This is a genomic window from Halotalea alkalilenta, assembly GCF_001648175.1.
In the GTDB taxonomy this organism is placed as follows: Bacteria; Pseudomonadota; Gammaproteobacteria; order Pseudomonadales; family Halomonadaceae; genus Halotalea; species Halotalea alkalilenta_A.
This window is the reverse complement of the sequence record NZ_CP015243.1, coordinates 3,520,028-3,534,977: the sequence shown is the minus strand read 5'-3', so window position 1 is coordinate 3,534,977 and position 14,950 is coordinate 3,520,028. Positions and strand designations below refer to the sequence as shown.

20 protein-coding genes are annotated in these 14,950 nt (G+C 66.4%); 1 reads left to right on the top strand and 19 read right to left on the bottom strand.

Annotated features, from left to right (window positions below):
* Positions 1–10: 10 nt before the first annotated feature.
* The 12 genes from sctT to A5892_RS15765 form a co-directional block, all read right to left on the bottom strand.
* Positions 11–829 carry a type III secretion system export apparatus subunit SctT gene (sctT, locus tag A5892_RS15820; RefSeq protein WP_064123605.1) on the bottom strand — a complete coding sequence of 273 codons (819 nt, stop codon included), beginning with the start codon at positions 827–829 and terminating at the stop codon, positions 11–13.
* Entirely contained in the window at positions 829–1,098 is a 270-nt protein-coding gene (locus A5892_RS15815; RefSeq protein ID WP_064123604.1) for an EscS/YscS/HrcS family type III secretion system export apparatus protein, read from the bottom strand. The genes sctT and A5892_RS15815 overlap by 1 nt, the downstream gene beginning before the upstream one ends.
* Before the next feature lie 2 nt (positions 1,099–1,100).
* Positions 1,101–1,757: a type III secretion system export apparatus subunit SctR gene (sctR, locus tag A5892_RS15810; RefSeq protein ID WP_064123603.1), complete on the bottom strand. Its 657-nt coding sequence runs from the start codon at positions 1,755–1,757 to the stop codon at positions 1,101–1,103.
* Entirely contained in the window at positions 1,750–2,814 is a 1,065-nt protein-coding gene (gene sctQ / locus A5892_RS15805; protein WP_064123602.1) for a type III secretion system cytoplasmic ring protein SctQ, read from the bottom strand. The genes sctR and sctQ overlap by 8 nt, the downstream gene beginning before the upstream one ends.
* The gene (locus tag A5892_RS20555; protein ID WP_064123601.1) at positions 2,811–3,299 is read right to left on the bottom strand and encodes a hypothetical protein; all 489 of its coding nucleotides are present in this window, start codon (positions 3,297–3,299) and stop codon (positions 2,811–2,813) included. The genes sctQ and A5892_RS20555 overlap by 4 nt, the downstream gene beginning before the upstream one ends.
* Positions 3,296–4,648 (bottom strand): FliI/YscN family ATPase, encoded by a 1,353-nt coding sequence (locus tag A5892_RS15795; RefSeq protein WP_317627701.1) that lies wholly within the window; start codon positions 4,646–4,648, stop codon positions 3,296–3,298. The genes A5892_RS20555 and A5892_RS15795 overlap by 4 nt, the downstream gene beginning before the upstream one ends.
* Positions 4,645–5,229 carry a FliH/SctL family protein gene (locus A5892_RS15790; protein WP_223302703.1) on the bottom strand — a complete coding sequence of 195 codons (585 nt, stop codon included), beginning with the start codon at positions 5,227–5,229 and terminating at the stop codon, positions 4,645–4,647. Before A5892_RS15790 ends, A5892_RS15795 begins: the two co-directional genes overlap by 4 nt.
* Positions 5,226–5,882, bottom strand: a complete 657-nt coding sequence (locus A5892_RS20550) for a hypothetical protein (protein WP_064123599.1) — start codon at positions 5,880–5,882, stop codon at positions 5,226–5,228. Before A5892_RS20550 ends, A5892_RS15790 begins: the two co-directional genes overlap by 4 nt.
* Positions 5,879–6,685 carry a type III secretion system inner membrane ring lipoprotein SctJ gene (sctJ, locus tag A5892_RS15780; RefSeq protein WP_064123598.1) on the bottom strand — a complete coding sequence of 269 codons (807 nt, stop codon included), beginning with the start codon at positions 6,683–6,685 and terminating at the stop codon, positions 5,879–5,881. Before sctJ ends, A5892_RS20550 begins: the two co-directional genes overlap by 4 nt.
* Positions 6,682–7,089: a hypothetical protein gene (locus tag A5892_RS15775; protein WP_064123597.1), complete on the bottom strand. Its 408-nt coding sequence runs from the start codon at positions 7,087–7,089 to the stop codon at positions 6,682–6,684. Before A5892_RS15775 ends, sctJ begins: the two co-directional genes overlap by 4 nt.
* Positions 7,090–7,137: 48 nt before the next feature.
* Positions 7,138–7,359, bottom strand: coding sequence for a hypothetical protein (locus A5892_RS15770; protein WP_064123596.1), 222 nt, complete (start codon positions 7,357–7,359; stop codon positions 7,138–7,140).
* Between the two features lie 64 nt (positions 7,360–7,423).
* Entirely contained in the window at positions 7,424–8,113 is a 690-nt protein-coding gene (locus A5892_RS15765; RefSeq protein WP_150123575.1) for a hypothetical protein, read from the bottom strand.
* On the opposite strand from A5892_RS15765, the gene A5892_RS15760 reads away from it, so the two are divergent.
* A complete protein-coding gene (locus A5892_RS15760; RefSeq protein ID WP_082890507.1) occupies positions 8,095–8,898 on the top strand; it encodes a tetratricopeptide repeat protein in 804 nt (267 codons plus the stop codon). The two genes, A5892_RS15765 and A5892_RS15760, sit on opposite strands and share 19 nt — an antisense overlap.
* Before the next feature lie 34 nt (positions 8,899–8,932).
* Here A5892_RS15760 and A5892_RS15755 read toward each other — a convergent pair whose 3' ends face one another.
* The 7 genes from A5892_RS15755 to A5892_RS20545 form a co-directional block, all read right to left on the bottom strand.
* Entirely contained in the window at positions 8,933–9,376 is a 444-nt protein-coding gene (locus A5892_RS15755) for a hypothetical protein (RefSeq protein ID WP_064123594.1), read from the bottom strand.
* A complete protein-coding gene (locus tag A5892_RS15750) occupies positions 9,351–10,676 on the bottom strand; it encodes a type II and III secretion system protein family protein (RefSeq protein WP_064123593.1) in 1,326 nt (441 codons plus the stop codon). Before A5892_RS15750 ends, A5892_RS15755 begins: the two co-directional genes overlap by 26 nt.
* Before the next feature lie 4 nt (positions 10,677–10,680).
* Positions 10,681–12,825 (bottom strand): type III secretion system export apparatus subunit SctV, encoded by a 2,145-nt coding sequence (sctV, locus tag A5892_RS15745; protein ID WP_064123592.1) that lies wholly within the window; start codon positions 12,823–12,825, stop codon positions 10,681–10,683.
* Positions 12,822–13,154, bottom strand: coding sequence for a tetratricopeptide repeat protein (locus A5892_RS15740; protein ID WP_064123591.1), 333 nt, complete (start codon positions 13,152–13,154; stop codon positions 12,822–12,824). The genes sctV and A5892_RS15740 overlap by 4 nt, the downstream gene beginning before the upstream one ends.
* Positions 13,154–13,522, bottom strand: a complete 369-nt coding sequence (locus A5892_RS15735; RefSeq protein ID WP_064123590.1) for a hypothetical protein — start codon at positions 13,520–13,522, stop codon at positions 13,154–13,156. The genes A5892_RS15740 and A5892_RS15735 overlap by 1 nt, the downstream gene beginning before the upstream one ends.
* A gap of 15 nt (positions 13,523–13,537) precedes the next feature.
* On the bottom strand, positions 13,538–14,425 hold the full coding sequence (locus tag A5892_RS15730) for a SctD/MshK family protein (protein ID WP_190295625.1): 888 nt from the start codon (positions 14,423–14,425) through the stop codon (positions 13,538–13,540).
* A gap of 206 nt (positions 14,426–14,631) precedes the next feature.
* Positions 14,632–14,799 carry a hypothetical protein gene (locus tag A5892_RS20545; protein ID WP_190295624.1) on the bottom strand — a complete coding sequence of 56 codons (168 nt, stop codon included), beginning with the start codon at positions 14,797–14,799 and terminating at the stop codon, positions 14,632–14,634.
* Positions 14,800–14,950 lie beyond the last annotated feature (151 nt).

The following is a 14,950-nucleotide window of genomic DNA, read 5'->3' as shown; positions in this document are numbered from 1 at the left end:
GGTGGGATCCTCAGCCGGGAGGTTGCTGCATCGAGAAGTGCGAGAGGTTGTCGCCGACGCTGCCGAGTTCGCCGAGCAGCTGAGGGACGAGGAAGATCAGATAAAGCACCACCAGGAAGGCGAACAGCAGGTTCTTGATCGACAGCGACAGGTCGAAGACGTGCAGGTTGGGCGACATCCTGGCCAGGTAGGCGAGCATGATATCGGCGATCAGCAGCGCGACCACGAGCGGTGCGACCATTACGATGGCGATACGCATCACCTGGTCGAGCAGCGCCAGCAAGGCCAGGGCGCCCTGCTGTGAAAGAGGCGGCATGAAGGCCAGCGGAGGCCATAGCTGGTAGCTGTAGTAGAAGCCCTGGACCAGGGTCAGGAACCCGCCGCTGATGAAAAACAGCAGCACCATCAGGATGCCGAGCATGGTCGCGGTGACCCCGCTCTCGGTGGCGTTCATCGGATCGAGCAGCTGCGCCATGGTCGAGCCACGCTGCAGGTCGATCAGCTCGCCGGCGGCTTCGGCGGCCCAGAATGGCACACCGAAGAGCAGCCCCAGCATCACCCCGATCATCACTTCCTTGATCAGCAGCCCGGTCATCGTCAAGGTGTCCAGCCCATCGCCCGCCTCGAGCATCTGGAAGGTCGTCGCGACCAGCGGCAGCGACAGGGTCGCTGCGACCGCGCTGCGGATCAACCCGGTCAGGCCAAGACGATTGAACGCCGGGGTGACCATGATCATGCCCAGCGCGCGCGCCATCGCCAGCGCCCATGAAGCGATCAGCGGATAGGCGAGCTCGGTGAGCGCCTGGCTGAGCTGGTCGTAAAAGGGCATCAGCGGGTCCAGACCGCGAAGCCGTCGAGCACTTGGTCGGCCAGGCTGACCACCTGCCCGGCGAGCAGCGGGCCGACCAGGATCAACACCAGCAGTACCGCCGCGAGCTTGACCCCCTGCGGCAGGGTCTGGTCCTGTATTTGAGTGAGCGCCTGCAGCAAGCCGACTCCCAGGCCGATCGCGATCGCCACCAGCAGCGGCGGGGCGGAAAGCAGCAGCACCAGCCACAGCGCGCTCTGCATCGTCGAGAGATAGACCTCGCTGCCCATCGCTAGCCCCCGTAGCTCAGGATCAGGCCGTGCATCAGCCGTGACCAACCGTCGACCGCCACGAACAGGAAGATCTTCAGCGGAATCGAGATCAGCGTCGGCGACACCATCATCATGCCCATCGCCATCAATACGTTGGCCACCACCAGATCGATCACCAGGAAGGGAATGTAGATCAAAAAGCCGATCTCGAAGGCCCGGGTGAGCTCTGAGCTGACGAAGGCAGGGACCAGTACCACTAGGTCGTCGTCCTTGAGCTGCTCGCGGCTCTCCTGCGACCAAAGGCTTTCGGTCGCGTCGATGAAGAAGGCGCGCTCGCGCTCGTTGGCGTAGCGGGAGAGATAGTCCTGCAGCGGTGCGCGCAGCGCCTCACCGGTCTGGCGGATCTGCTCGACGTTCTCGAGTCCCGCGCCGTGCTGCTCGAGGCGGGTGTACATCTCGCTGACCAAGGGGGTGGTGATGTACACGGTGAGGATCAGCGCAATGCCGTAGAGCACCAGGTTGGGCGGGGTTTGCTGTACGCCGAGCGCGTTCCTGATCAGAAACAGCACCACCGAGATCTTGAGGAAACCGGTCATCGTCACCACCGCCAGCGGCACGAGGCCGATGGTGGAGACGACGACGATGATCGCCATCAGGTTGGGCTGGAACTCATTCATCTCCCGGCATCCTGGTGATCTGTACGCCGAGCTTTTCGCCGAGCTGGACCAAGCGGCCGCTGCCGACGCGCTTGCCGTTGATGCGCAGCAGCACGCTGTCATCCAACGGCCGCTCGACCGGCAGTACGCTGCCCTCGCCGAGCTCACGCAGCTCGCCCAGGGTCAGTTCGAAGTGGCCCAGTTCGGCGACCAGCCGCAGCGGCAGCTGGTCGAGATCGTCGAGCTCATCAGGGGCGGCGGGCGCGGTGCGGTGGTCGGTCATCGGCGTTTCTCCATGGGTCCAGCGATGGCGGGGGGTGAGCAGGCGGGGAGGCGTGCCGCCGACCTGGGCGATCGGTCGCCCAGCGAGCTCCAGCGTCTCTTCGTCGTTGTCCCGTTCGAGCATCACCACGTCGCCCGGGCGCAGCGACGCCAGCTCCTCGATGCTCAGCCGTTGATGACCGGCGCTGAGGCTCAAGGCCATGGCGAGCCGGTGGGCGCTGCGTGGGCTCGAAGGCCAGCCATGGGCGATCAGCGCCAGCAGGCGGGTCGCCGCTTCGTGGTCGAGTTCCAGATGAAGGTGATGAAGGCGCTCTGCATCGTGCAGCTGCAGCGACAAGCGCAGATCGATGTTGCCTGCGAAAACGCCTCGGAGCGCATGCAGGCGTATTGGTCCACCGAGATGGTTTTCCAGTGCCTCGATCCGTTCGATCAAGGCGAACTCGAGCCATAGCGCCTGCAGCGAGCGGTCGGCATCGAGCAGCGACGTTGCATCAGGCAGGTGGGCGCTCAGCGCGACCAGTGCCGCCCCCTCCATGGAGAGTCTGGCGATGCCTCCGGCGAGGCGAAGATCGTAGGTGAGCGGCAGCGCCGGCGTGTTCGTCGCGGGCGCGATGCTCAGCTCGAGCGTCCTTCCTCCCAGCTCGAATGCCAGCGGACGGCGATGGCGATGAAAGGCGTTGAGCAACGCTGCGGCGTGAGCAGCCCAGCGGGGGAGATTGCGCGGTGCGCTCAGCGTCGCTACGTCGGCGGTTCGCGCATCGGTGGTGGACGAGGAGCTGATCGGCAACTGGGTCATTGGGGCTCCCCGCGCATTCGAGCCTGCGCCGCTTCTTCCTCTGCGCTCTCCTGGCGACGCCGCCGCCGGGTAGCGTGGTCGTGCCGGCGGCGCTCGAGCAGTGTGCCGATCTTGTCGCGCGCGCGACGGCGCCGATGCTGCTCGCGGGCGTTCTCCGCGCACTCCTGCTCCAGACGCTGGCGCTTCTCTCCATTCTCGACCAGCGCTTGGTCGATTTGCCGGCGGGATTGGTCGTGCTCGTCGAGCGCGCGGTTGAGCTGTTCGATCGCTCCCACGTCCAGGCTGCTCCTGGCAGGGTCGTTGAGCACCCGCTCCTCCAGCTCCCGCTGGTGTCGGCGATGGCGTTGATCGTCTTCGATCAGCCGCTCGGCATGACGTTGGGCCTCGTGCTGGCCGATGCGGCTCGACGCCAGCGTGGCGGCGGCTTGGCGCAGGCGGCGCTCGCGCAGCTCGAGCAGGCGTGCCAGGCGGCGATCGGTACTCATGAGGCCAACGCCTCCAGCGCGTGCAGGGTGGCTGCGAAATCGTCGCTGCGTCCATCGGCCTGGCGCAGAAAGGCCATGATCTCGGCGTGCTTGGCGATAGCGGCGTCGTTGGCGGGGTCGGTGCCCGCCTGGTACTCGCCTACCTGGATCAGCAGTTCGAGCTCTCGATAGCGCGCCAGCCAGTCGCGGACTTTCGCTGCAGCCTCGCGATGGGCAGGGGAGACCACCGAGTTCATCAGCCGGCTGCGACTGGCGAGCACGTCGATGGCGGGGAAATGGTCGCGGCGAGCCAGCTCGGCGTTGAGCACGATATGGCCATCGAGGATGGCGCGGGTTTCTTCGGCCACGGGATCGAGGCCATCGTCGCCTTCGGTAAGCACGCTGTAGAGCGCCGTGATGCTGCCGCGATCACTGGGTCCGGCGCGTTCGAGCAGGCGCGGCAGCTCGGCGAACAGCGACGGCGGATAGCCGCGCCGCGTCGGCGGTTCGCCGGCCGAGAGGCCGATTTCACGCTGGGCCCGGGCAAAGCGAGTCAGGCTGTCGACCATCAGCAGCACGTCCTGCCCCTGGTCACGGAAGTACTCGGCGACGCTGGTGGCGACCAGCGCGGCTCGTGCGCGTTCGATCGCCGGGCGATCGGAGGTGGCGACTACGCACACCGTGCGACGGCGCGCGGTGGCATCGAGCTGGCGCTCGAGCAGCTCGCGCACCTCGCGTCCGCGCTCACCGACCAGGGCGAGAACCACCACATCGGCCTCGCTGTGGCGAACGATGGCCGACAGCAGCGACGACTTGCCCACGCCCGGTTCGCCGAAGATGCCGATGCGCTGGCCGCGAGCCACGGTCAGTAGCGCGTCGATGGCGCGAACGCCGAGCGTCAGCGGTGCATCGATCAACTGGCGCTCCAGCGCCGCGGGAGGGGCTGCGTGGATCGAGCGGATCTCGCTGGTCCGCGCTGGCTGCGCTGCGGCGCTGGGCTCGGGCTGGTCAATGAAACGACCGAGTGCGTCGATCACTCGGCCGAGCAGGGCGTCGCCGACCGGGATGCGCTGTTGATGGCCGCTGGCGATCACTTCGCTATGGGTCGAGAGCCCGCGCAGCTCGCCGATCGGCGAGAGTATGGCGTCCTCCTCCTCGAAGCCGATCACTTCAGCGGCGATCTCCACCCCTGAAACCGGATCGCGCAGGTGGCAAAGCTCGCCGATCGAGACACCGTCCACCGCAGCATGAACCAGCAGACCGCGAATCCGCCGCACCCGCCCATGGATCGGGCGCAGCTCGGCGTTGCTCAGCCGATCGCCAAGGCGTTCCACCAGGCCGTCGAGGGCTTTCAGGGAGGGAATGCTCAAGGCCGTTTTCCTCCTTCGCGCATCGTCGCGGCGATGCGCTCGAGCTGGGCCTCGAGGCTCAGGTCGATCACCGAGACGGGGCTTACCATCAGGCAGCGATCATCGGCGAGGCGGTCGTCGCCCTCGATGTCGATCTGCGCTTCGCCGAAATGCTCGAGCTCCGCGCGCACCCGATCGACCTGCGCGGTGGCGACCCGCACGCGCCATTGCAGCGCGCCGCGCGCTTCGGCGAGCGCTTGGCCAACCAGGCGGCCCAGCAGCGCGCCCTGGTCGAGGTCGCCGAGCAGCCGGCGGACGATGTCGGTGCTCAGCTCGATCAGCGCCGGTTCGAGCCCGGCCAGGTAGTCGTCGATGTCACGGCCTACCCGCTCGAGTTGGGTCGCGGCATCGAGCTCACCGTCATAGCGGCCGGCGATGAAGCCCTCGCGATAGCCTTGCTCTCGTGCGCTCCGGCGTTCGTGCTCGATCTCTCGCTGCTGGCGCTCGGCCGCGGCGAGCAGAGCGAAGCCGTCGCGCCAGGCGAGGGCCTCATCGCCGCGCAGGATCTTCTTGGTCGGATGCTTCGGCAGCCCGTGCATCATGTCCGCTCCGAGTCGGAGGTTTGGCGGTCGGCATTGGCCATGGCGGCAGCCACGCGGCGAACGATCTCGGCGCCGTGCATGGTGATCCATGGGTCTTGGCGGCCTTCTTTGGCGCTCACACCTGCGATCGAGCCGAGCGCCAGCCATGCCCTGAGCGGTGTCGGCTGGGTATCGAACCAAGCGGCCAGGCAGGCATGCCCGTCCTGCTCGAGCAGCGGCCCCAGTCGTTCGAGGTCTTCGAGCTCCGTGGCGTTGGGGCGGGCCAGTTCGATGAGTGCCAACGCCTGGGTGAAGCAGGACTCTCCGATGCTCTGCTTCAGCGCGTTCACCCGGGGGGCGCGTATCTCCTGGGCGAGCGACCGGGCCTGGCAGACCGCTCCGCAGTGGTGGGCCAGCGTATCCGAGGCTTTCGTTACCAGCCGGTAGACGGCGAGCTCCTCGGCCGACGGTGGCGGCAACTCGTGCAGCGCGGTCAGCTTGTGTCGTGCCCGGATGCGTTCGTTCAAGCGATGCTGGAAGCGGGGCAGCGAGCAGAGCCTGTGCCTGCTTTGCGCATCACCGATATCACCAAGCAGGGCATCGAGGTGCTCGGGAGCGAGCCAGTGAGTCGGGCTCTCGATCAGTCGCTGCCAAGCGTCGCGGCTCACCGTCATCGCGGATCCTCCAGCGCATAGGCGCGGCGCTGGCGCTGGCGCCAGATCAACCAGCCGAGGCTCATCATCAGCGCGATCACCAAGGTCAGCAGGGTGCCGAACAGCCAGCTCGCCCGGGACAGGCTCGAGACCGGCATCTCGATACCGAGGAAGCGCGCCATCGGCGTGGCGGGCTCCTGGCTTTGACTCGGCAGGTCGGCGGCGACCGGAACCACCGAGACCTTGTCGTAGGAGAGCCCCGCTATGCCATTGGCCACCAGCGTCTTGATCTGGGGAATCAATGGATTGATCTCCATCGTCGGCAGGTAGCGGATGAACACCGACGCCGATGAGGGCGTGGTGTCGCGCCGGGTGAGGTCGTTGTCGGGCAGCACCACCTGGACCCGGGCAGTGAGCACGCCATCGATCTGCGACAGCGTGTGCGAGAGCTCCTGGCTCAGCGCGTAGATCATTTGCGCCCGCTCTTGTCCGGGCGAGGAAACCAGGCCATTGCTCTTGAACACTTCGCCAAGGTTGGCGAACTTGACCTCGGGGAGGCCTGCGCGGTCGAGGATGTCGACCGCCTCGGCGAAGCGTGATTGGTCGACGTCGACGGTCATCTGGCCATCGTCCTCGGCGATCCGGCTGGCGGCGATGCCGTGGCGGGCCAGGGTGGCGATGATCAGGTTGGCCTCGCGCTCAGACAGCTGGGTGTAGAGATGGGTATCGCTGCAGGCCTGCAGCAATAGTGCCAGCAGCACCATCGCCAGCGACCTGAACGACGCTGCCCGGGCGTGGGGAAAGCGGTGCGCGGCCACGCTCATTGTCCCCGCAGCAGGGTATTGGCCGAGCCCGACACCTGGGTTGCCCCTCGCACCACCATCTGGGTTTCGATCGAGTGATCGAACACCCGTCCGAGGCTTTCAGCGACCTGCGCCAGGCGATCGTCCGCCCGGGGCGGCTGCGTCGTCGACTCAGCCGGCGTCGTGCCGTTGGGGATCGACCCGGCATCCACCTGGGGCAGGGCGGCGCGATTGGCGAAGGCCTGGCTGCGTGAAATGAAGCCGTCCAGCTGGTCGACGATGCGCTGTCCGAGCTCCGCCGGACCGACCCCTTGCTGCGATGATCGGGCGTTCTCGGCCATGCGCTCGAACAGATTCTGCTGCGCTTGGGTGAACGTACCCGGGTCGGCGCCCGGCACGCCGGTGGTCGGAATTGGAACGGTCATGGTCTGCCCTCCTGAAACTGCGGCCCGTCGGAATTCGCCGAGGGTGATCTACTCGTCGTCCGACTGGGACTCCTTGAAGATGTCGTTGGCGATCGGCATCAGGATCATTTGTCCACCGACCTGGACGATGCCTTCGGCCATGGTTTCGTCGAGCTGGGCGTCGCTGTCGGATGCATTGGCGCTGGCGTTGTCGAGCGCCTTGTTGAAGTCCGCCTCGCCGCCGTCCGCGGCGGGCCCAGTATTTGCTGAGTTCACGGGATCGATTGCCATCTTCAGTGCTCCTGTCGTTTGCTTCCTGCATGGTTGAAGGCCGCTGGTGCGACCCGGTCACTGCTCAACTTCCCGGTGCGGCGACGCTGCCACGAAAGACCTTGACCGCTCCCGGCGCTGCCGGCGCCGGCTCCAGCGACTCCACCCTGGCGCGTACCGCTGTGATCCAGGCCGGTGGGCCGAGCACCCGCACTCCCCGGCCGTCTTCGGTCTCGTTGACCTGGAGCCCCAAGCCCTTGACCGAGCGAAGTTCGGCGAGCAGGGGCTCGATCCGGGCGGGGGCGAGCGCGAAGGTCTCGGCCGAAAGCTCGTCCTGGCTTGCGACGTGGACCACGCCCCGGTCGTAGAACCACGCCAACCCTTGGGTGCGGCTGATCGCATCGAGGAAGTGCTCGGCGCTGTCGGCGCTGACGTTGCCTCTCACCCGGCCCTTCACCGCCGGGGATAGATCGAGCGGCAACGCCAGGTTGCGGGCGAATTCGCGCAGCACGTTGCGCACGTCCTGATCGATCACTACATAGCGATAGGGCTGTTCGAAGCGCTCGGGTTCCTTTCCGGCCGCCTGCGCGTGGGGCACCGCCTGCGTGACGAAGGCCAGCCCGATCGCTCCCAGCCACAGCATCGAGCGGCCCGGGCGGGTCATGCCGTCCGTGGTGGCATGACGAAGCGCTGCGGGATACTCTGGCCCGGGCGCCGGGATGGTGCGCCCCCGTTCCAGACGAGGAGAATTCCAAGTTGCTATCCGCCCGCTCATATCTGCTCCCCGCCTCGCTTGCGATGTTCGTCTGGCTGGGAGGCTGCGCAGGCCAGCCGCAGGTCGATGAGCGTGAGCGACTGCTCGATCTGGCCGCCGACGTCGAAGCCCAGGGTGACGCCGTCACCGCGGCAGCGATGTATGAACGTGCCGCCGAGATGTCGCCGGACGACCCATCCGTCGCTTTGCGCCTGGGCAACGCACGGCTCGCCAGCAACGATTTCTCCGGAGCCGCCAAGGCGTTTCGCGCCGTGCTCGCCGACGATATCGACCACCCCGAGGCGCTGCTGGGCCTCGGCACCGCCCAGCTTCGCCAGGGCGAGACCGAGGCCGCGGCGCGCAATCTCGGCCGTGCCGCGATGCGGCTCAACCAGCGCACCGCCTGGACGAGATTGGGTATCGCCGAGGCGATGCTCGGCGATGGCGAGCAGGCCGCGCAGGCTTTCACCCATGCGCTGGCGCTGGCGCCCAACGACCCCGATGCGCAAACCAACCTGGCGCTGGCCGAATCGCTGGCGGGAGATCAGCAGCGGGCCCTGGCGCGGATGCAGCAGGTTTGCGATTCGCCGCTGGCCGAGTCGCGCCATTACCGCAATCTGCTGCTGGTGATGGTGCTCGCCGGCCAGGCCAAGGCGGCGCGCTACGTCGAGATTCCCGACCTGCCCGCGGCGCAGCGCAAGGCCCTGATCGAGCGAGCCGGCGAGATTCGTCGCATCGCCGATCCCTCCCAGCGTGCCCGCGCCATGGGGCTGGTCGCAGGTCCGTCCTCGGGCGACTCCGTCTAGGCCCTGGAGCCTGCCCCGGGCGCCATGGCGGCGCTCAGAGGTCGTTGGTCGTGCCGCTGTCACCGAGCGCATTGCGCGCCTCCTGTTCGAGTTGTCGGCGCCGCTGGTTGGCCTGCTCGCGATCGCTGAGGCGCTCCTGGGCGGCGGCCGCGACCGGTGCCGCGCGTGCGGGTCCCATCGCGGTACCGATCACCAGTTCGCGTGGATTCACCACCGTCTGCTGCAGGTTCAAGTCGTTGGCGCAGCCCGGCGGCAGTGCCACCGTGGCGCCGTGTTCGGCAGGCTCGGCCAGCGTGCAGCGGCGCGGCAGCAGCAGCGTTTGCGTTGTCGTCGCGTCACCGTCGCTGTCGACCCGCTGGTAGCCGCCGTCCCAGTCGAGCGGGCCGAGCGTCGATTGGCAGCCGCCGAGCAGGGCCAGCAGTGGCCAGGCATACAGCCACGGCGGCCTGCGTTCACTGCATGGTGAAACCGAAGTCATCGTTGGGCTCCATGGAGGTGGCGCGCAGGCGCTGTTGATCGTCGACACGGGCCTGGTCGAGCGGGGTGCGAGCCGGGGTCGAGGTCGGTGACACCAGGTAAGGAGTGATCAAAATCACTAGTTCGGTCTCGTTGCGCTGGAAGCGTCGCGAGCGGAACAGGTTGCCGAGGATCGGGATCTGGCCGAGCACGGGAATGCGCTCCATGTCGGTCGAGGCGCTGCGCTGGAACAGGCCGGCGATGGCGAAGGTCTGGCCGCTGCCGACTTCGACCATGGTGTCGGCACGGCGCACCTGCAGCGCCGGGATGCTGTAGCCGCCGATCTCGACGTTGCTGTTGTCGAGCAGGCTGCTGACCTCGGGCCGGACCTGCATCGAGATACGCCCGTCGGGCAGCAGGGTCGGGGTGCTCAACAGCGAAACCCCGTACTGCTTGTACTGGATGCCGACCAGGTCGCTGTTCACCGGGACCGGGATCGGGATCTCGCCGCCGGCGAGGAAGCTGGCGGTCTGGCCGGTGACTGTGGTGATGTTGGGCTCGGCGAGGATCTGCACCAGGCCGTTGTTCTCGAGCGCCTGGAGCAGCCCGTCGACGCTGTCGCCGCCGCTGGCGACGGGCACGGTCGAGCTGGTCAGGATGCCGAACGAGAACGAGCCGTTGTTGATCAGCGCGCTCCAGCTCACCCCATAGCGGCGCAGCTCGTCACGCGAGACCTCCGCGAAGCGCACGCGGATGTTGATCTGGTTGGTGCCGGCGAGGGTCGACTGGTCATCCACCGCGCCACCAGCCGGTACGTGGCTGGCAAGCGTGGACTGCGTGACCAGAGCCTTGCCGACGTCCGCGCTCACTCCCCGTGCGACCAGCCTGTCGCCGACGGTGACCAGCTGCACCTCGCTGTCGCCACCCAGCCGCTGTAGCGACTGGGTGGCGGCGTCGCTGGCGTCGCGTACCTGAATGGCGATCGAGGACTGGGTCGAAGAATCCTCGCCCAGCGCGATCAGGTTGGTTTCTCCCCGCTGCTTGCCGAACAGGTAGGCAACGCCGGGAGAGACCACCTGGACATCGGCGACTTCGGGGTTGGCGATGAAGATCGAGGAGGCCTGATGATCGAAGCGGATGATCCGCCCCTGGCCGGTCGGCAGGGTCAGGGTCTGGTCGCCTGCGGCGGCGAGCGTCGCCGTGCTCGCCAGCGTGGCAAGCGCCGCGGCCAGTGCAGCGAACAGCCAGCGCAGCAGCCGCCAGGCGCTGATCGAAGGCGAACAGGTCCGATTGAAGGGCATGGGAAGTTGCAGCGAGGTCATTCGTTCATCGCTCCGCGACGTTGGCGGCGCCTTGCCGCGGCTGGGAGTCATCGGCGAGTCCGATGCGTACTTGATCGAGGGCCTGGAGATCGAATTCCGGCGCGATCTCGCGCCATGAGAGCACCGGTAGATCGAGTGAAGAGCGGTGCATCCACTGCTGGAACGCCTGGCGCAGGTCGGCGGCGATCACCACCACCGGGTCGATTGCCGGGTCCAGGTCGCGCAGTCGCTGGGTGAACCAGTCGTGCAATTCGCGCATCGGGTTGGATTTGAGCGCCGCCTGGTTGCCCTGGCGCGAACCTCGCAGGCACTCTTCGGCATGCCGTGTCATTACCCAAGCGGGCAGGATGCGGTCGGGCTGCGCGTGGTGATGGCAGATCTGCCGCGCCAGCGAACTGCGAATCCGCTCGATCAGCACCGGCGTCTGGGTCTCCAACGGCCCCCAGGCAACCATCGCTTCGAGGATCGCGCGCAGGGCGCGCAGAGGAACCCCATCGGCGGCGAGCCCTCTGAGCACTTCGGCGATTCGCTGCAGCGACAAGACGCGCACCGCCTCGCCGACCAGCTCGGCGTAGTCGCTTTCCATCGCCGAAAGCAGCTGCCGGGTTTCCTGAATGCCGATGAATTCTCCCGCGTAGCGCCGCAGTGTCTGGGCCACGCAGCGGCCAAGCACCTCCTCGTCGTCGAGATAGGCGATTCCGGCCTGCTCGAGCTGCGCGCGATGATCGGCATCGATCCAATGCTGGGCGCGGCGGCCGAACAGCGGCGGCCGCTCTCGGGAAGAGAGCGAAAGCATGTCGAGGGCGAGTGGGTCATCGTCGAGCAGCAGCTGTCCTTCCGGCAGCTCGCCACGGGTCACCGGCACCTCGTCGAGGGTGATCGCGAATTGCCCCTGCATCTCATCGCCACCGTGACGCAGGCCCACGGTGGGAAAGTCGATTCCGAGCAGCTCGCTCGTACGGCTGCGGTGTCGCTCCACTGCGGCGGCGATCGCTGCCTGGCGATGCGCATCGAGCGTCGCTCCCCCGATCACCAGCATCAGACGGCGGTGCACCGGGGCAGGGGCTGCCTGCGCCTCGCTGGGCGCGGGCGGCGGGGCGGGCTGGCGCTCCTCGGTCGGGGAGGGGGCGGTCTCGCCGGTGGCCGAGAGGGGCGTGATCGATGCCTCCTCGACGGTCGAGCGCCGTGCGATAACCCAGGCGGCGAATCCCAGCGCCGCGGAGAGGGAGAGGAAAACGAAGGCGGAGAAGCCGGGGATCCAGGCGAGGGCGAAGAGGATCGCGGCGGTGAGGCCGAGCGCGCGGCTGCTGGCACCGAGCTGGCCGACGATCTCGCTGCCGAGATCCTTGTCGCTGCCGACCCGGGTCACCACGGTGCCCGCGGCGACCGACACCATCAGGGCCGGGATCTGCGCGACCAGGCCGTCGCCGACGGTGAGCAGCGAATAGGTCTCCACCGCGGCCGAAAATGGCATGCCATGTTTGAGCATGCCGATCAAAAGCCCACCGATCAGGTTGACGAAGAGAATCACCAGGCAGGCGATGGCATCGCCCTTGACGAACTTCATCGCGCCGTCCATCGCGCCGTAGAGGTGGCTCTCGCGCTCCAGCCGCTGCCGTCTGGTCCGCGCCTGAGCGGCATCGATGTCGCCGTTGCGCAGGTCGTTGTCGATGCTCATTTGCTTGCCCGGCATCGCATCGAGGATGAAACGCGCCGCGACCTCGGCTACGCGTTCCGCGCCCTTGGTGATGACCAGGAACTGCGCCACGGTGATGATCAAAAATACCACCATGCCGATCACCACTTCGCCGGCGATGACGAAGTGGCCGAAGGCGGAGACGATGTGCCCGGCGTCGGCATCGAGCAGGATCAAGCGGGTGGTGGTGATCGACAGCGCCAGGCGAAACAGGGTGGCGAGCAGGATGATCGATGGCAGTGAAGAGAACTCGACCGGATGGGTCACGTAGAACGCCACCACCAGGATCAGCAGGCTGATGCCGATGTTCAGGCCGATCAGCAGGTCGACCAATGCGGTCGGTAGCGGAATGATCATCATCACTACCGCCAGGACCATGAAGCAGGCGATCACGATGTCGCTGCGCTGGGCGGCGCGCAGGGCGAGCCGGTTGAGCTGATCGAGCAGTGTCATGACTCGCCCCGTTGATCGAGATAGCGGTTGAAGTGGCCGCGAGCGCTGGTGATGTCCCCATCGGCCCAGAGCGCTTTGCTGCGCAGCAGCTCCAAGTGCGCCGGCGCGATCTGCGTTCGCGCGAGGGCATCGATCGCATTGAGTGCCCGCTGTGTCTGACCTGTGGCGATGAAGGCGTCGATCAGCGTGTGGAGGAGCCCGGGATGTTCTGGGAACATCTTCGAGGCGAGCAGCAGCAGCACCAGCGCTCGCTGTGGATTGCCTCCCTTGAGATGCAGATGGCCCAGGCGGTGCAACAGCTCGCAGGCATCTTGGTCCGGCGCATTCATCAGCTGACCTCCTCTTGCTGGCGGGCCAGCCATTGCAAGCGTTGTTCGATCTCCTCTTCGATCACTCCTTGGGCCAGTGCCAGCGTCTCTCCATCCAGGTCGGTGAATCGCGGCAGGACCTGGTCGACGACGTGGCGCAGCAGCTCGATACCTTGGCTTGGGCCCCATGCCTGGTCGAGCTCCGGCCAGCCGGGGCCTTCGATACGCTCGCGCAGCGAGCGCGACCCCGCGCGGTGACTCCGGCTGCGCTCTACCGCTTTGACGAACTCGCTGCCGCGCAGGCGCAGGGCGGCTTCGTCGAGCTCCCCCGTCGCCGGGCGCGGTCCGCTCGAGCGGAGTCGGGAGGTGCCATGCTCGACGATCTTCATCGATGTTCTCCGTGCTCAGAGCGTCATCGTGAAACGTTCGGTGCCGCGCTGGAGCACCACTTCTCCCTCCGCGATTCGGGAAAGCACCCAGCCGTCCTTCAGCGTCGCGCCGGGATAGAGACGCTCGCCGCTGGTGTCGATGGCATAGGGAGAGTCACCGAACCACACCGCCTGGAGCCCGACCGCGGGTGGCTGACCCGTGGCCGTTTGCTCGACCTCGCTGACCAGCACGGTGCGGTCGCCGTAGTGGCGGTCGAACCAGCGCTGGGTCTCTTCCCAGGTCTGGCGCTGCGTCTGGTCGATCCTTCCGCTGACCAGGACTCTTCCCTGGCTATCGGTCAGCGCAAGCGATTCGAGGCTGTGCTGGTCGAGGTAGTCACGCAGGGCCTGCACCGCGGGAGCAGGTGATGATTCGGACTGGCTTGCGATGGATCGCGGCTGCGTGATCGAGTCAGGCGATGCCGTGGGGCTGGTGGCTCCTGCATTCACCAGCTGATAGGCGCCGACCAGGGCCAATGGCATGCAGAGCAGGGCGCCGAGTGCCAGCTTGCCGAATCGTGTTCGCCAGCCCGGAGGGAGGTGTTCCAGATAGCGCTCGATCCGGGCGTCGAGCACGGTGACCATGCCGGGATCGGTAGGGGTGAGCCGCAGCTGCGCGGTGCCGATCGTCAATGTCACCGGCATGGTGAATCGCTGACCATGGCCATGCTCGAGGCGTTGACCATCGACGCCGACTTCACCACCCACCGCTTCGATGGCGACCATCCGGGCGTGAAAGCGCAGTCGCGCATGTTCCTCGGCCACACCAACATCGTGGAGCGACACATCGGCGTGTTCAGCGTTGCCGATGCGACAGTAAGCATCTTCCAGGTGCAACGCCACGCCCTGATGAAGTCCTTGCATCACCTCGAGAACTGCATACGCATGCGAGGTCGACTTCGACTCGATTCGGATACGTTCGAGCGCCATGGTGATGCCCTTTTGTTATCTACTCGCCCCTTCGATCAAAGGGAGAACGGTAGGGTAGGGTTAAAAACTGAACGATAATTCAAGTGCTTGAACATGAGCGAAACGGTGGCCAACGAATTGACCACCGCCTGAAAACCGCATCAGTTCTGCGGACGCTGCTTGGCTGCATCCAGCTCGGCTTTCTTCTCGGTGGTGATCTCGGTCACTTTCGCTGATGTTTCGATCGCCTTGTCGAAAGCGGCTTCCATTTTTGCGATAGCTGCATCAGAACCGCCACTCGAGCTATCAACTGCGGGAGTATCTGCCATGAGCCTGCTCCTTGGTTAAAGGTCGTGATTGGTTGTTGCGCCGATGGATATCGATTGCCGTGTATGGAGGTTATTTCTGCAGATCTTTTGTGCTCCAGCGGCGATTTAATCCTACCCATTTCCGATAGCCGTTCGACGTCTTACGCGTAAA

Coding starts and splice junctions, on each gene's coding strand:
- sctJ (WP_064123598.1), bottom strand. CDS start 6,685: ATGAGCGTGGCCGCGCACCGCTTTCCCCACGCCCGGGCAGCGTCGTTC.
- A5892_RS15790 (WP_223302703.1), bottom strand. CDS start 5,229: ATGATGCACGGGCTGCCGAAGCATCCGACCAAGAAGATCCTGCGCGGC.
- A5892_RS15750 (WP_064123593.1), bottom strand. CDS start 10,676: ATGACCTCGCTGCAACTTCCCATGCCCTTCAATCGGACCTGTTCGCCT.
- A5892_RS15765 (WP_150123575.1), bottom strand. CDS start 8,113: ATGAGCGGGCGGATAGCAACTTGGAATTCTCCTCGTCTGGAACGGGGG.
- A5892_RS20555 (WP_064123601.1), bottom strand. CDS start 3,299: ATGAGTACCGATCGCCGCCTGGCACGCCTGCTCGAGCTGCGCGAGCGC.
- A5892_RS15735 (WP_064123590.1), bottom strand. CDS start 13,522: ATGAAGATCGTCGAGCATGGCACCTCCCGACTCCGCTCGAGCGGACCG.
- sctQ (WP_064123602.1), bottom strand. CDS start 2,814: ATGACCCAGTTGCCGATCAGCTCCTCGTCCACCACCGATGCGCGAACC.
- A5892_RS15730 (WP_190295625.1), bottom strand. CDS start 14,425: ATGCAAGGACTTCATCAGGGCGTGGCGTTGCACCTGGAAGATGCTTAC.
- sctV (WP_064123592.1), bottom strand. CDS start 12,825: ATGACACTGCTCGATCAGCTCAACCGGCTCGCCCTGCGCGCCGCCCAG.
- A5892_RS20545 (WP_190295624.1), bottom strand. CDS start 14,799: ATGGCAGATACTCCCGCAGTTGATAGCTCGAGTGGCGGTTCTGATGCA.
- A5892_RS15770 (WP_064123596.1), bottom strand. CDS start 7,359: ATGGCAATCGATCCCGTGAACTCAGCAAATACTGGGCCCGCCGCGGAC.
- sctR (WP_064123603.1), bottom strand. CDS start 1,757: ATGAATGAGTTCCAGCCCAACCTGATGGCGATCATCGTCGTCGTCTCC.
- A5892_RS20550 (WP_064123599.1), bottom strand. CDS start 5,882: ATGACGGTGAGCCGCGACGCTTGGCAGCGACTGATCGAGAGCCCGACT.
- A5892_RS15740 (WP_064123591.1), bottom strand. CDS start 13,154: ATGAATGCGCCGGACCAAGATGCCTGCGAGCTGTTGCACCGCCTGGGC.
- A5892_RS15775 (WP_064123597.1), bottom strand. CDS start 7,089: ATGACCGTTCCAATTCCGACCACCGGCGTGCCGGGCGCCGACCCGGGT.
- A5892_RS15815 (WP_064123604.1), bottom strand. CDS start 1,098: ATGGGCAGCGAGGTCTATCTCTCGACGATGCAGAGCGCGCTGTGGCTG.
- A5892_RS15755 (WP_064123594.1), bottom strand. CDS start 9,376: ATGACTTCGGTTTCACCATGCAGTGAACGCAGGCCGCCGTGGCTGTAT.
- sctT (WP_064123605.1), bottom strand. CDS start 829: ATGCCCTTTTACGACCAGCTCAGCCAGGCGCTCACCGAGCTCGCCTAT.